Source organism: Myroides sp. WP-1, from assembly GCF_014145635.1.
GTDB lineage: Bacteria > Bacteroidota > Bacteroidia > Flavobacteriales > Flavobacteriaceae > Flavobacterium.
This window is the reverse complement of record NZ_JACHTC010000014.1, coordinates 36,994-51,822: the sequence shown is the minus strand read 5'-3', so window position 1 is coordinate 51,822 and position 14,829 is coordinate 36,994. Positions and strand designations below refer to the sequence as shown.

The following is a 14,829-nucleotide window of genomic DNA, read 5'->3' as shown; positions in this document are numbered from 1 at the left end:
CTTTGAAGTATATTTACTCTTTGTTGTCACAAAGCGTGCAAATTTACGTACAAAATTCGGTTTGATGAAATCAATAATTTATTATATATCAATTCTTTGTATCTCCATCCTCCTTTTTTCTTGCCAAAAGAAAACAGTAGAAAATGTAAAAGGAGAGGTATTTCGCTATAATGAAAATTCAAATATTCAAACTCTTGATCCTGCTTTTGCTCGTAGTATGGCCGTTATTTGGCCGTGTAATCAATTGTTTAATGGATTGGTCCAACTCGACGATCAGTTGCAAATAGTAGGCGATATAGCCAAGTCTTGGGCGGCGTCTTCTGATGGATTAACCTATGATTTTGTTTTGCGTAAAGAGGTGTATTTTCATCCACATCCTGCCTTTGGTCCTGCTCAAACTCGACCCGTTACAGCACGAGATTTTGTATATAGTTTAGATCGATTAACTGATCCACAAACGGCTTCACCAGGCGCGTGGATTATGCAAAAAGTACAAAGCTATCAAGCGGTAAATGACACTGTTTTTCGCCTGCATTTGAAGGAATCTTTTCCCGCAATTCTCGGACTGTTGTCTATGCGCTATGCGTCTGTGGTTCCGCAAGAAGTAGTCGAAGATTCTCAACATGATTTTCGCACGCATCCCATTGGAACAGGGCCTTTTTATTTTAAGTTTTGGGAAGAAAATGTCAAGTTGGTCTTGAGACGAAATCCCAACTATTTTGAGAAAGACCAAGACGGAAGTCAGTTGCCTTATCTCGAATCTGTGGCCATTACCTTTTTACCAGATAAACAAAGTGCTTTTTTGCAGTTTATTCAGGGAAATTTAGATTTTGTTTCTGGACTTGATCCTTCATATAAAGATGATTTAATTACGCTTGAAGGCGAATTACAACCCAAGTATCAGGAAGTTGTTCAGATGGAAACCGGTCCTTATCTCAATACGGAGTATTTGGGCTTTAACATGGACGACAAAAATAGCCCTGTAAGTGATAAGCGCATTCGACAAGCGTTGAACATCGGGTTTGATCGCGTTAAAATGTTGAAGCACTTGAGAAGTGGAATGGGAACGGCTCAAGTGGGAGGAATTATACCTAAAGGTTTGCAGGGCAATATTGTCTTGGATCAATTATACGATGTAGACAAAGCAAAAGCTCTCGTAGACGCTTATAAAAAAGAACATCAACAAGTCAAAATTACAATTCCACTATCTACTAACGCAGGCTACCTCGATATCGCAGAATATTTGCAAAGAGAATGGCAAAAGATAGGTTTGACAGTAGAGATTGACGTTATGCCACCAGCGACGTTAAGACAGGGAATGGCTTCGGGCAAAATAGCCTTCTTTAGAGGGAGTTGGATTGCAGATTATCCCGATGCTGAGAACTATCTATCTCTATTTTACAGCAAAAATAAAGCACCCAATGGTCCTAACTATACTTTTTTTGCCAATTCAACTTACGATCAGTGGTATGAGCAATCTTTTCAAGTGACCGATCCTAACCAAAGAGAACAACTCTATCAACAAATGGACCACTTGCTTGCAGAAGAAGTGCCCGTTTTGGTTCTGTTTTACGATCAGGCTGTTCGATTTAGCCGAAAAAATGTTCAACAATTGGGTATAAACCCCATGAATAATCTGTTTTTGAAAAAGGTAAAAAAGTCAAGTTGAAAATAATCTGATTTTAGTAGAAGAATTCTTGGTGAAATAGTATATTTGAACCGATTCGATAGCGGTAGCGCATTGAATAAATACAACTTACAACCTTACACGAATTATATTATGAATGAGTTAGTCGTTCTAATTGTAGATGACGAGACGAAGGTTGCCGAAGTTTTGAAACACCGTTTACAACACAGTATTAAGCTGCAACACAAATTGGTGTTTTATACGGCAAAGTCGGTCGCAGAAGCAGTAAAAATGATTGAACAGTATACACCTGATCTCGTTTTTTTAGACATTCAAATGCCAAAAGAGAACGGATTGGCTTTGTTTGACTACTTTCAAACACCGCTTTCTTTTGAAGTAGTGATTACGACTGCCTATAGTCAGTATGCATTGGAAGTTTTAAATGAATTTCCCTGTTTGCACTATCTATTGAAGCCTATTGCGGTTGAAAATTTGCAAATCGCCTATGACAAATTTGTCGAAAAAGAGGGGCAACAATCTTTTATCAAATTAATCAAGAACAATCAGAAACGCGATGTGGTTCCCGTTGATTCAATTGTTTATTGTAAAGCGGATGACAATTATTGTGAAATCTACCTACACGATCAAAAATACTTGATATCTAAAACATTAGGAACTGTTGCTGCAAAGTTACAGCATGGACAATTTCGACGAGTAGGGCGTTCCTATGTCGTAAATATGAAACATGTTAAGCATATTGAAAATGGAACAAACCGCATTGTTTTTAAAGACGAAATCGTCATCAATGAACGAGAGGTCAAACACGATATTACTGTCTCTGCAACAAAGATGAAGGAGTTTAAGGAATTTGAGCTATGATGCGATGGGTGGTGTTCTTACTCGTGGGACTAACCATGCCTCTTCTCCGGGCCCAAACAACAGTAACTAAGCGCTATACAACTGAAGATGGGTTGATAGCCAATGATATACGAGTTTTGTTGATGGATACCAATGGGGTACTTTGGATCGGATCACGAGCAGGACTCAGTGTGCGTCAACAAGGGCGAATTGTCATCGATGAGGAGGCTATTCAACGTCGGTTTACCAATATTACAAGCCTAGTAGAAGATGAGGATCAAGGAATTTGGATCGGAAGCTATGGGCAAGGTATTTTGTATAGAGGAAAGAAAGAAACGCTGTTGTTTAATGAAAGTTGCGGATTAACGGCAACGCGTATCAACAGTTTGTTTGTCAGTTCTTCGAAGTTGTACATCGGAACTTCTCAGGGCATTTCCATTATTGATATTACAACAAAAAAAGTAGTGCCCTTTTCAACACAAAACACGTTGACGACTCCAAGTCCTGTTTCTAGCTTTTATCAAATAGGAAGTACCGTATTTGCTACAACAATCAACCATGGTGTATTTCGCATTGAAGAAGGAAAATTACATCCTGTGAGCGAACAAAAAGAGGTCGTAGCATCGTTGTTTGACAAGGAGAGACAAACCCTGTTTTTGGGATTGAAATTCGAGGTTGAAATTCACCAGCTTCACAGCCAAATCTCTTCAGTAAAAAGTAAAGTAAAGGGGACGCGTTTTTTTCAACAAGTAGAAGATCAAGTGTATTGGGTTGGCGCAGATATACTTAATGAAGGAGGCGGAATTTACGCTTGGGATGGACAACGCATCGAAAAACGCAATGAACAATACGATATCAAAAATGCTGAACTCTATAGTTTAGCTTATGATGCGAAGCGAAAATTTCTATACGTTGGCAGTAAGAAACAAGGGTTGTTTCAAGTAGACCTAGATTCTCCTTTGCGTTTCGATCCTCGTTTTGGACCTGTTGAAACCATTGCACTTAAAGGAGATTCAATTTATGTTTTCGGAACTAGAGGACTGTGTATCGTACGTCAAAATACCATTGTGCGAACCCTCGATAAATCAACGTTCAAAGCGTATCAACTCCAGCACAAACAATCGTTTATTGGAGTCACTACGCGAGAGAATAATTTTTTTGAAATTGAGCATCGCATCCCTGCCGAGCAAATTCAATTTTATAAAGCTGTCGTTCACCAAAATTCAATTTGGGTAAGTACAAATATTGGTTTTTTTCAACTCAATATCAAAGGGACTATTGAGAAGTATTGGGGAATTCACACCTATCAATTCGACTTTTTTCAAAATCAATTGCTTGAGACAGATCCTTACGGTGGCGTTCGCTTATATAAAAATACAGCTGCCTTTCAATACGATTACCTCGACAGAGAAGATGGTGCTTTTGTTCCTCGTGACATTGTTGATATGGCCGAAATGAAAGGAAGAATGTATCTTGCCGGTGCTTTGGATGGGTTATATGTTTTTGAGAATAACCGCTTTAGATCACTGTACCAAGAGGGCATCTTTGCTGAAAATAGATTGAAATTCCTTGAGAAAGGCAAGGATAATCAACTTTTTGTAGCCACGGATTTTGGTGATATTTATTGCTTAGATGTCAGTGATTCACAACCCAAAGTGCTGTACAAAATTGAACAAGAAACTCTTTTAGGACATGGAATTACGTTCTTGCATCATGTTAAAAATCAACTTATTGTAGGAACAAATAAGGGGATTACTGTGGTAGATCCAAAGGGAGTCTTTTTGTTTAATAAAGAACAAGGACTTGATAATTACAATGTTAAGAGTAGCGCTGTTGTAAATGACCAGTTAGTTTTGGGAACAGATGCCGGATTGTATACCTTAGATCTTCAGTATTTTAAACCCAAAAAAACGGCGTATAATCTTGTTATCTCTTCGATTAAAGTGAATGAGACAAAGTTAGATTTGACACAGGGAGAAATTACTACCACGAAAGAGTTGGAATTACCTTACAATCAAAACTCTATTTTTGTAGACTTTGTATTACTAGGAGCAAAGTACCCAGATAAATTAAGGTTTCAATATCGAGTAAAACCAACGGAAAAATGGTTAGACTTGGAGCAACCTTCACTGGCTTTGAGCTATTTGAATACGGGAGAATATCCCATTGAAATTAGAGTATTAGATTACAACAGTGGCGCAGTACAGATCAAGACGTTGCTAAAGGTAACGATTGAACCTCCTTTTTTACTATAGTTGGTGGTTTTTTAGCTTAGTGGGGTTAGTCGTTATTGGGCTAGTTATTTTCCTGATACAGCGAATCAAACGACAGCAAGAGATTCGAGATAAACAATTGCGCTACGAGAAAAAGGTAGCTGAATTAAAAGTACTCTCGGTTCGAAGTCAACTGAATACCCATTTTATATTTAATGTTTTGAGTTCTTTTCAGTACTTTATTATTGCACATAAAGAAGAAGAAGCATTGTATTATTTAGAGCGATTCGCATCACTTATTCGCAAAACACTTAATTTGTCTATGGTGGAAGAGGTAAGTTTAAAAGAGGAGATCGACTATATTCAAGGTTATTTTGAATTAGAAAATATGCGATTGGATGAAAGGGTCACACTCGAAGTGACAATTGATCCACAGCTAAATCTTCATCAAGTGATGATTCCTCCTTTGTTACTACAACCTTTTGTTGAAAATAGCTTGGTTCATGCCTTTCCTGAAAGTATCGCTAATCCAAAAGTTTGTATTCTTGTCTATCAGGAGAATACGGATGTTATTTTGGAGGTGATTGACAATGGAATTGGCAATCAGCAAATCCGCGCAAAGCAATCAACACATGAATCTAAGGGAATGTATCTGGTAAAGGAACGAATGAAAATGATACAAGCATATTTAGAAGAACATTTGAGCATACACGCTACCGAATCAGGAACTCGTGTTCGCTTGGTATTAAAAGATGCAAAGGTGTAAAAAGCTCCGGTCCTCGTCAATTATTTGTTAAGAAGTCTGAGAAAAGCGAGAAAGGATTGTATTATTGCTTTTAACAAGGTACAATCGAAACGGAATTTTACTACCGCTTTAATTTATAAGATATTAACATGAAAGGAAGACTATTGTTTGTTGGCATTTTTGTTGCCTATTTTTTGGCGAATATATATATAGGTATTCGCGTTTATCCTTTAGTAGAGCAAGCACTATGGAGCGTACAAGTGATGTATGTTATAGGAGTGATATTTTTAATCCTTTCACCCATTTTATTTTTTGCATTTAGAAAACGAGTAGGAGTGCCTGAAGCGGCAATTCTATATAAAGTAGGAACGGGCTGGTTAATGCTTATTATCTATTCGTTTTTATTGACATTATTAGGAGAATTGATTTTGTTATTTACAAGAGAATACCTAACCCATGTACTGCCTGTGGAGGTTTCTGTATCTAAACTTCACGCTTTTTTTATCATAGGAGGAACAGCCATTACTGCATTGATTGGCAATTTTAACTATTATAGAAAAAAGGTGATTACCCTTAATTTAGAAACGGAGAAGACGTTAGATCAACCGGTTAAGATGGTAGTATTGAGTGATTTGCATTTAGGACATGCGATTAGTAAAAAGGAGTTGAAACGTTGGATCACTTTTATTAATCAACAACAAGCAGATATCGTTCTATTTGCAGGAGATATTATTGATAACAGCCTGTTGCCATTAACGTACTATAAATTAGATGAACTGCTTCGCGAGATCCAAAGTAAGCACGGTGTTTATGCGTGTTTGGGCAATCATGAATATTTAGCGAATGTCGAAATGAGTTTAGCTTTTTTGAAGCAGTCAAACATTACGGTTTTACGAGATGAAGTGGTGAATATTGGTCAGCTTCAGCTGATTGGAAGAGATGATAAATCCAATCCACATCGCAAAGCTTTAGTTGATTTGGTACAACCAGATCCATCAAAAGTACAGATTGTCTTGGATCACCAACCGTATGATTTGGCAAAAGCAGCAGAACAACACGTAGATTTTCAATTCTCAGGACACACACATCGCGGTCAAGTATGGCCTTTTTCATGGATTACAGATTATTTGTTTGAACAATCTCATGGCTATCTTAAAAAAAATAATACACAGTATTACATTAGTTCTGGATTGGGAATTTGGGGTGGACGCTATCGCATTGGAACACAATCAGAATACGTGGTGGTGAACTTAAAAACCAAGAAAGGAGATAAGTAAATAAAAGAAAGTTAACGCGTAAATCGTTGGTTTTTTTTTAATGGAGAATAAAAGGTTATTTTTGTCAAAATTTTGTTGAAGTGAATTATTTATCAGTAGAAAATATATCGAAATCTTTTGGGGCACATACGCTGTTTGAAAATGTGTCTTTTGGTATTAATAAAGATCAAAAGATTGCTTTTGTAGCAAAAAATGGGTCGGGTAAAACGACGATTTTGAGAATCTTAACAGGAGCAGATCATCCCGATAGCGGACAAGTAGTGATGCGCAAAGGAATTCGCATGGAGTTTTTATCTCAAGAACCCAACCTTCAAGATGAATTGACCATTGAAGAAAGTATATTTGCTTCGGATAATGAAATTTTAAAGGTAATTGAATCGTATGAAAAAGCCTTAGAAAACCCAGATAATCAAGAAGCGTATCAGAAAGCCTTTGAACAAATGGATATCCACAATGCGTGGGATTTTGAAACGCAATACAAGCAGATCTTATTCAAGCTTAAATTGGATGATCTAAAGTTGAAAGTAAAAACGCTATCTGGAGGGCAGAAAAAACGTTTGGCTTTGGCTATCATCTTGATCAATAAACCTGATTTATTAATCTTAGACGAGCCAACGAACCACTTGGATCTAGAAATGATCGAGTGGCTAGAAAATTACTTTGCCAAAGAAAATATTACCTTGTTTATGGTAACGCACGATCGTTTTTTCCTTGAAAATGTATGTAATGAGATTATCGAATTAGACAATGGAATTATCTATCAATACAAAGGAAATTACTCGTATTATTTAGAGAAAAAAGAAGAGCGAATTGCCGCTGAAAATGCGAGTATTGATAAAGCGCAAAACCTATTTGTCAAAGAGTTGTCTTGGATGCGCAGACAACCGAAAGCGCGTACAACAAAATCGAAATCACGTATTGATGATTTTTATGTAATCAAAGAAAAAGCACATAGCCGTAGAAAGGAGCACCAAGTAGAACTCGAAATCAACATGGAGCGTATGGGAAGTAAAGTAGTTGAATTACACAAGTTGAATAAATCATTCAATGGTAAAGTAATATTAAACGACTATAGCTATATGTTTAACCGTGGAGAACGCATTGGTATTATAGGTAAAAACGGATCTGGTAAATCAACATTTCTCAATATTTTAACCCAAGCAATGAAACCTGATACGGGAAAAGTTGTGATTGGAGATACGATTAAAATTGGGTATTATACGCAAGGAGGGATCACAATCAAGCCTGAACAAAAGGTAATAGATGTGATTAAGGAATTTGGTGAGTATATCCCCTTGGCCAAAGGACGTTCAATTTCAGCAGGACAGCTATTGGAGCGCTTCTTGTTTGATCGCAAGAAACAACATGATTTCGTAGAGAAATTAAGTGGAGGTGAGTTGAAACGATTGTATTTGTGTACCGTGTTGATTCAAAACCCCAATTTCTTGATTCTCGATGAGCCAACAAACGATTTGGATATTGTTACCTTAAACGTATTGGAAAGCTTCTTATTGGATTATCCTGGGTGTTTAGTTGTGGTATCGCACGACCGCTATTTTATGGATAAAATTGTAGACCACTTGTTTGTGTTTAGAGGAGAAGGGGAAATTGAAGACTTCCCTGGAAACTATTCAGATTTTAGAGCGTATGAAGACAGTATTGAACCTGTAAAAGAAGAAGCGCCTAAGGAAAAGAACAATTGGAAAGAAAATCAAGTAAAAAATGGTTTGACATTTCAAGAGCAAAAGGAATTGCAAAAAACTGAACGTGAAATGGCAAAATTAGAAGAACAAAAGCAACAAATAGAAAAAGAATTTGCAGACGGAAAGGTTACCGATGATCAAATTGAAACCAAAGCAAAACAGTTGCAAAAAATAATAAAAGAACTCGAAGAAAAAGAAGAAAAATGGTTTGAATTATCAGCCAAAATGGAGTAGTAGTTTTGAGTCTAAAAAAAGCAAAAAAGAGGGCGATAAAAAAAAATAGGTCCTCTTTTTTTATGCAAAAAATTAAACAAAGGTATAAAATATAGCAAAAATTTAAGATTTTTACAAGAGTCTAAATGTTAAAGTTTTTTCTTGTATCTCTTTGTTAATCAGGGTTTGATTGTAAACGGAAGGTTAAGGCAATGTAATTTAACGATTAAAAAATAGGCGGATTTAAAAAAGGGGGTAACTTTGCGGAGTGAAATTTCAAGTGGTGACAGGGCTTGAGAAATTAATTTTAATGAGAAAAAAATGTTCTTTTTTTATTGGCTTATTACTGCTTTTAGGTGGAGTTTTTTCGGGTTTTAAAAAGTATGAAGTCATACTTTTAGAACAGTATAAAATCGTCCCAACAGAAGAGCTTTCTTACCATTTTCCAGACAAGAATGTCAAGGAAGTGAAAACAGAAGAAGCTGCAGTAATACCATTTACAGGGAAAACCTATATTGGGTTTAAACAAGCCCTAGGTGCAAGGGAATCTAATGGCTTGTATCGAATTGTTAACTCTTTTGGTTACATCGGTAAGTACCAATTTGGAAGGTTAGCTCTAAGATCAATAGGAATTTTTGATTCTGAAGAGTTTTTAAATGATCCGCAATTACAAGAAAAAGCATTTGATGCTTTAATTGCAAAAAACAAATGGATTCTGAGAAACGAGATCAAAGCGTTTGAAGGAAGAAGAATTGATGGGATCAGAATCACGGAGTCGGGAATATTAGCCGCTGCTCACCTAGGTGGTGCAGGATCTGTGAGAAAGTATTTAAGAAGTAATGGCGCTAATTCATTTAGCGATGGATACGGAACTTCAATCAAAACTTACTTAAAGAAATTTAGTGGGTATGATGTTTCAGAAATTGATCCAGAAAAAAATGCATTAGTCATGCTGTAAAAGCATAAAAGGCTGTCTACATGTAGACAGCCTTTTTTTATTTTTTTTTCGTGAACCTGATACGTGACGAAGGAACAAAAGGCGTTTAAATTTTAATGATTTCTCATTTTATTTGGTAGATAAAAAATAATCTCTACCTTTACACCTTCAAAACAAAGAAAAATGAATTTTATACATGCAAACAATTGGTGGTGGAACAACTTACGTCAAGACGTCGTGAGCTGTCCTGCTATTGGTATGTATGAAGTAAAAATATAACGGAACGAGTATATTATTCCTACACATCTAAGGGCTTGTCATCACGACAAGCCCTTTTTTTGTGCCTAAAAATTTCAACGTAATGATGAATCTAAAACAAACTAATATGAAGTATCAAGTAAACCAAGCCGGATTTTATGGCGATTTCGGAGGAGCCTTTATTCCTTCAACCTTACAGCCTATTGTAGCTCAACTCCAAGCGATGTATTTGGAAATAATGGAAGAACCAACTTTTCAAGAGGAGTATCAAAAGCTATTAGCTGATTATGTAGGTCGACCTACGCCTCTGTATTTTGCAGAGCGACTATCCGCCTTGTACAAGACCAAAGTGTATTTAAAACGCGAGGATTTATGCCATACAGGTGCGCATAAAATAAACAATACCATCGGACAAGTATTAGTAGCTAAGCGCTTAGGTAAAAAAAAGATTATTGCCGAAACAGGAGCAGGACAACACGGCGTTGCTACCGCAACAGTTTGTGCTTTAGCAGGAATGGAATGTGTTGTTTTTATGGGAGCTACTGATATTGAACGTCAAGCACCAAACGTGGCTCGCATGAAGATGTTGGGGGCTGAGGTTCGCGCTGCCAAAACGGGTACGCAAACCTTAAAAGAAGCCGTTGATGAAGCGTTGCTCTACTGGATTGAAAACCCAGAAGACACCTACTACTTAATTGGATCTGTTGTAGGACCACATCCGTATCCCGATATGGTGGGACGCTTTCAATCGGTGATATCCAAAGAAATAAAAAAACAGTTGTTGGAAAAGGAAGGGGTTGATAAACCCAATTATGTCATTGCTAGTGTTGGCGGAGGAAGTAATGCAACTGGGGCTTTTTACGAGTTTTTAGAAGAAGAAAGTGTAAAGCTTATCGTTGCTGAAGGAGGAGGGCTAGGAGTAGATAGCAATCAGACTGCTGCCACTTCTTTTATCGGGAAACCAGGCGTATTGCACGGGAGTAAAACGCTGTTCATGCAAGATGAAGCAGGTGAACCATTAGAAGCTTATTCGATTTCTGCCGGATTAGACTATCCTGGTTTTGGACCATTATTCGCACTAATGAAACAAGAAGATCGTGCAGAGTTTTTTGCTATTAAAGACTCCGAAGCAATGGAAGCAGGTCTTAATCTGTGCAAACTAGAAGGGATCATTCCCGCTATTGAAAGTTCTCACGCACTCGCTGCGTTACAACATAAAACATTTTTGCCAACTGATATTGTAGTCGTAAATCTTTCCGGTAGGGGGGATAAAGATTTACAAAATTATGCCAACTACTTTCAGTTGTAGTTTTTTCAGGAAAAAGCCCACGTAGGAGTGGGCTTTTTTTGTATCGTACTTATTCATTCTTATACCATTGCTCTAGATCTACTAAAATAGGGAGCAATTTGATTCCCTTATCCGTGAGTTTGTATTCCACGCGAGGGGGAACTTCAGCAAAAACCTCTCTTTCTACTAAACCGTCATTTTCTAACTCACGTAAAACAGTCGTAAGTGTTCCTTGTGCAATATGATCTAAATCTCTCTTTAGCATACCAAAACGCTTCGGACAATTTGAGGCAATGATTTTGATGATTGAAATCTTCCATTTTCCTGTAATTGTCTTTAAGGCGTGTTGTGCCAAACAGGTATCTTCAAAATAAATCAATTTATTTTCTACTGTAGTACACTCATTTCCACCATTAGTACTGTTTTTCATACTTAGTCTAGATTTTTCACCTACTTGATTGCAAGCAAGCTATTATTCACTTTTGTAAAGATAATTATAAAATATAGGATGTAAAAAATGAAAAATACAACTAGGAATAAAAAGAGAATTATGCTGTTTCTCATTTCGATGTCTATTTTCTTGTCTGTGTTAGACTTGTTTATTGTCAACGTAGCAATCCCTAAAATTAGAACGGCTCTGCAAGCAAGTGTAGCAGATATACAACTTGTTATTATTTATTATGTTATAGGCTATGGTGCTTTCCTCATCACTTCAGCTAAAATGGGAATGAAATATGGACATAAAAAAATATTTGTGCTCTCTATGTTTAGTTTTGGATTATTTTCTCTGTTGTGTGGAGTAGCTTCTGATGTACATGCGTTAACTATTTATCGCTTGTTTCAAGGAATTAGTGGGGCTTTTATGATTCCGCAAGGAGTTACACTTTTATCTCACATTTACACCAATGAAAAGGAAAGACGTCAAGCGTATGCTATTTATGGTGCGATAGCGGGAATATCTTCCGTATTAGGGCAGATACTAGGTGGTGTGCTCCCTGATCTAGATTTTACTTTTGGTGCATGGAGACTTATCTTTCTAATTAATGTTCCCATCGTCTTAGTCGTTGGCATACTATCTTGGAATTTGTTAGTAGAGGTAGAACGCAAGAGAGAGATGAAAATTCAATTTTTCTCTCAACTGATACTCATTCTCTTTTTGGTTGTACTGATGTATAGCTTAGTAACAGGTGCAGATCACGGATGGACCCCCATTTTGTTTTTATCATTGACAAGTGCTATGATTGGAATTGTTCTGTTTTTAGTTTTTCAGTTTAGAAAATACAAAAAAGAAGAGGAAACACTACTCGATTTTGAACCGTTTACTTATAAGATTTTCGCTGTTGCTCTAGTAGCACTTGTGTTTTACTCTTTGGTTCAGGACTCTTATTTCTTCGTCTATGCCAATCATTTTCAGTTGAAATTACATTACACTGCTACACAAACTGGAGTTTTATTCGCCTTTCAAGGAGTAGGCTATGTAATAGCCTCTTTTATGTCTTTGAAATTTTTATCTCGTTATCAGGAGCGTTTTATGATTTTTGGACTGTTGCTTATGGTGATTGGATTACTATTACACTATGTGTTATTGTACCAAGGAGATATCAAATTTGAAACAACAGCTATTCTGCTGTTTGAATATGGATTAGGATGCGGTATTGTTTTACCCGCCATGTTTACCTATGCTTTAAGTGCTTTGCCTACCGCTCTGACTAGTGCAGGGTCTAGTTTATATCTCACCTTACAACAGCTGAGCATTGCATTGGGAGTAAGTCTTGTAGGTCAAGCATATTTTAGTAGTGAACAAGGACATTTAAACGCTACTGTAATTATGGTTTTCCTCTTGCTGATGACGGGACTTGTGTTTTTTATGGGCTACAAAAAAAGAGAAAGAGAAAGATAAATAAGATTTTTTTTCCTCTATATATTAAGGTATAAAAAGAGATCGTCACACGTTTTGTTTTTTTGAACTTTATCTCTCCATAAAAAATCCCCATTCAAAACAAACAAATACTATATTTGCACCTGTTTTAATAAAATTACAATATGATAACAGTTAATGATGTTGCTGTCCAATTTGGTAGTACAACACTTTTTAGTGGCGTGAGTTTCTCCATTAATGAAAATGACAAGATTGCCTTAATGGGAAAAAACGGTGCAGGTAAATCTACGTTGCTTAAAATCGTAGCAGGAGTAAACAAACCTTCTTTAGGTTCTGTTGCGGCGCCAAAAGAAGCCGTGATTGCCTATTTGCCTCAGCATTTGTTAACTGCTGATGATTGTACTGTTTTTGAAGAAACATCAAAAGCGTTTGCTCAAATCTTTTCTATGAAAAATGAGATTGAGCAAATTAATGAGGAGCTAACAGTGCGCACCGATTACGAAAGTGACGCGTATATGAAGTTAATCGAACGCGTGTCTGAACTCAGCGAGAAGTTTTATTCGATCGAAGAAGTAAACTACGAAGCTGAAGTAGAAAAAGTGTTGAAGGGATTGGGATTCTTGCGCGAAGATTTCACTCGTCCAACATCTGAATTTAGTGGGGGATGGAGAATGCGTATCGAATTGGCGAAAATCCTTTTGCAAAAACCTGATTTAATTTTACTCGATGAGCCGACCAACCACATGGATATTGAAAGTATTCAGTGGTTAGAAGAGTTCTTGTTGACACAAGCCAAAGCGGTAATGGTGATTTCCCATGACCGTGCATTTGTCGATAATATTACCAACAGAACGATTGAGGTAACGATGGGGAAAATCTACGATTACAAAGCGAAATACTCCGATTATTTAGTATTGCGTCAAGATCGTCGTGCACATCAGTTGAAAGCCTACGAAGAACAACAAAAGATGATTGCTGAAACAACAGAATTTATTGAGCGTTTTAAAGGAACGTATTCAAAAACGTTACAAGTGCAATCACGTGTAAAAATGTTGGAGAAACTAGATATTATTCAAGTGGATGAGGTTGATAATTCAGCACTTCGCTTGAAGTTTCCACCAGCACCGCGTTCGGGACAATATCCAGTTACTGTTACTGAAATGGGTAAAACCTATGGTGAACACGTCGTATTCAAAGACGCTAATATGGTTGTGGAGCGCGGACAAAAAGTAGCCTTCGTTGGAAAGAATGGTGAAGGTAAGTCTACGATGATCAAAGCGATAATGAAAGAGATTGACTATACAGGATCAATTGAGCTAGGACACAATATCCAAGTGGGATATTTTGCCCAAAATCAAGCGTCTTTGTTGGATGGAGATTTAACGATTTTTGAAACTGTAGACCGCATTGCAGAAGGGGATATCCGTACGCAAATCAAAAATATATTAGGAGCATTTATGTTTTCTGGAGATGATATTCAAAAGAAAGTAAAAGTGCTTTCAGGAGGTGAAAAAACAAGATTAGCTATGGTGAAATTGTTGTTAGAACCCTATAACTTACTTATTCTCGATGAGCCGACGAACCACTTAGACATGAAAACGAAGGATATCATCAAAGCTGCTTTGAAAGATTTTGAAGGAACGGTAATCCTCGTTTCTCACGATCGTGATTTCTTAGATGGATTAGCAGAAAAAGTATTCGAATTTGGAAATAAACGCGTCAAAGAACACTTCGAAGATATCAAAGGTTTCTTAGCACATAAAAAGATGGAAAGCTTACGCGATATCGAAAAATAAAAACTTCGCTTACTGTAGTTTAAAAACTCCTTCTC

11 protein-coding genes are annotated in these 14,829 nt (G+C 36.9%); 10 read left to right on the top strand and 1 reads right to left on the bottom strand.

The window, feature by feature from the left end:
* Positions 1-64 precede the first annotated feature (64 nt).
* The 8 genes from H4K33_RS12405 (at position 65) to trpB (ending at position 11,140) form a co-directional block, all read left to right on the top strand.
* Positions 65-1,669, top strand: coding sequence for an ABC transporter substrate-binding protein (locus tag H4K33_RS12405; protein WP_182649436.1), 1,605 nt, complete (start codon positions 65-67; stop codon positions 1,667-1,669).
* Positions 1,670-1,780: 111 nt separating this feature from the next.
* Positions 1,781-2,506, top strand: coding sequence for a LytTR family DNA-binding domain-containing protein (locus tag H4K33_RS12400; RefSeq protein ID WP_182649434.1), 726 nt, complete (start codon positions 1,781-1,783; stop codon positions 2,504-2,506).
* A complete protein-coding gene (locus H4K33_RS12395; protein ID WP_255493688.1) occupies positions 2,503-4,740 on the top strand; it encodes a two-component regulator propeller domain-containing protein in 2,238 nt (745 codons plus the stop codon). The genes H4K33_RS12400 and H4K33_RS12395 overlap by 4 nt, the downstream gene beginning before the upstream one ends.
* Positions 4,718-5,464 carry a sensor histidine kinase gene (locus H4K33_RS16580; RefSeq protein ID WP_255493686.1) on the top strand — a complete coding sequence of 249 codons (747 nt, stop codon included), beginning with the start codon at positions 4,718-4,720 and terminating at the stop codon, positions 5,462-5,464. Before H4K33_RS12395 ends, H4K33_RS16580 begins: the two co-directional genes overlap by 23 nt.
* Before the next feature lie 128 nt (positions 5,465-5,592).
* Positions 5,593-6,720 (top strand): metallophosphoesterase, encoded by a 1,128-nt coding sequence (locus H4K33_RS12390; protein WP_182649432.1) that lies wholly within the window; start codon positions 5,593-5,595, stop codon positions 6,718-6,720.
* A gap of 80 nt (positions 6,721-6,800) precedes the next feature.
* Positions 6,801-8,657 (top strand): ABC-F family ATP-binding cassette domain-containing protein, encoded by a 1,857-nt coding sequence (locus H4K33_RS12385; RefSeq protein ID WP_182649430.1) that lies wholly within the window; start codon positions 6,801-6,803, stop codon positions 8,655-8,657.
* A gap of 289 nt (positions 8,658-8,946) precedes the next feature.
* The gene (locus tag H4K33_RS12380) at positions 8,947-9,594 is read left to right on the top strand and encodes a peptidoglycan-binding protein LysM (protein ID WP_182649427.1); all 648 of its coding nucleotides are present in this window, start codon (positions 8,947-8,949) and stop codon (positions 9,592-9,594) included.
* Positions 9,595-9,958: 364 nt separating this feature from the next.
* Complete coding sequence (trpB, locus tag H4K33_RS12375) at positions 9,959-11,140, top strand: tryptophan synthase subunit beta (protein ID WP_182649425.1); 1,182 nt, start codon at positions 9,959-9,961, stop codon at positions 11,138-11,140.
* Positions 11,141-11,189: 49 nt separating this feature from the next.
* Here the strand turns inward: trpB and H4K33_RS12370 are convergent, their stop codons facing one another.
* The gene (locus H4K33_RS12370) at positions 11,190-11,549 is read right to left on the bottom strand and encodes a helix-turn-helix domain-containing protein (protein ID WP_182649423.1); all 360 of its coding nucleotides are present in this window, start codon (positions 11,547-11,549) and stop codon (positions 11,190-11,192) included.
* 87 nt (positions 11,550-11,636) lie between these two features.
* Here H4K33_RS12370 and H4K33_RS12365 point away from each other — a divergent pair, with 87 nt between their 5' ends.
* Together H4K33_RS12365 and H4K33_RS12360 are read left to right on the top strand one after the other, a co-directional pair.
* The gene (locus tag H4K33_RS12365) at positions 11,637-13,019 is read left to right on the top strand and encodes an MFS transporter (RefSeq protein ID WP_182649421.1); all 1,383 of its coding nucleotides are present in this window, start codon (positions 11,637-11,639) and stop codon (positions 13,017-13,019) included.
* 143 nt (positions 13,020-13,162) lie between these two features.
* Positions 13,163-14,794 carry an ABC-F family ATP-binding cassette domain-containing protein gene (locus tag H4K33_RS12360; protein ID WP_182649419.1) on the top strand — a complete coding sequence of 544 codons (1,632 nt, stop codon included), beginning with the start codon at positions 13,163-13,165 and terminating at the stop codon, positions 14,792-14,794.
* Positions 14,795-14,829 lie beyond the last annotated feature (35 nt).

Excerpts from the sequence above, each read along its gene's own strand:
- H4K33_RS12405 (WP_182649436.1), top strand. The coding sequence starts at position 65 with ATGAAATCAATAATTTATTATATATCAATTCTTTGTATCTCCATCCTC.
- H4K33_RS12400 (WP_182649434.1), top strand. The coding sequence starts at position 1,781 with ATGAATGAGTTAGTCGTTCTAATTGTAGATGACGAGACGAAGGTTGCC.
- H4K33_RS12395 (WP_255493688.1), top strand. The coding sequence starts at position 2,503 with ATGATGCGATGGGTGGTGTTCTTACTCGTGGGACTAACCATGCCTCTT.
- H4K33_RS12390 (WP_182649432.1), top strand. The coding sequence starts at position 5,593 with ATGAAAGGAAGACTATTGTTTGTTGGCATTTTTGTTGCCTATTTTTTG.
- H4K33_RS12380 (WP_182649427.1), top strand. The coding sequence starts at position 8,947 with ATGAGAAAAAAATGTTCTTTTTTTATTGGCTTATTACTGCTTTTAGGT.
- trpB (WP_182649425.1), top strand. The coding sequence starts at position 9,959 with ATGAAGTATCAAGTAAACCAAGCCGGATTTTATGGCGATTTCGGAGGA.
- H4K33_RS12370 (WP_182649423.1), bottom strand. The coding sequence starts at position 11,549 with ATGAAAAACAGTACTAATGGTGGAAATGAGTGTACTACAGTAGAAAAT.
- H4K33_RS12365 (WP_182649421.1), top strand. The coding sequence starts at position 11,637 with ATGAAAAATACAACTAGGAATAAAAAGAGAATTATGCTGTTTCTCATT.
- H4K33_RS12360 (WP_182649419.1), top strand. The coding sequence starts at position 13,163 with ATGATAACAGTTAATGATGTTGCTGTCCAATTTGGTAGTACAACACTT.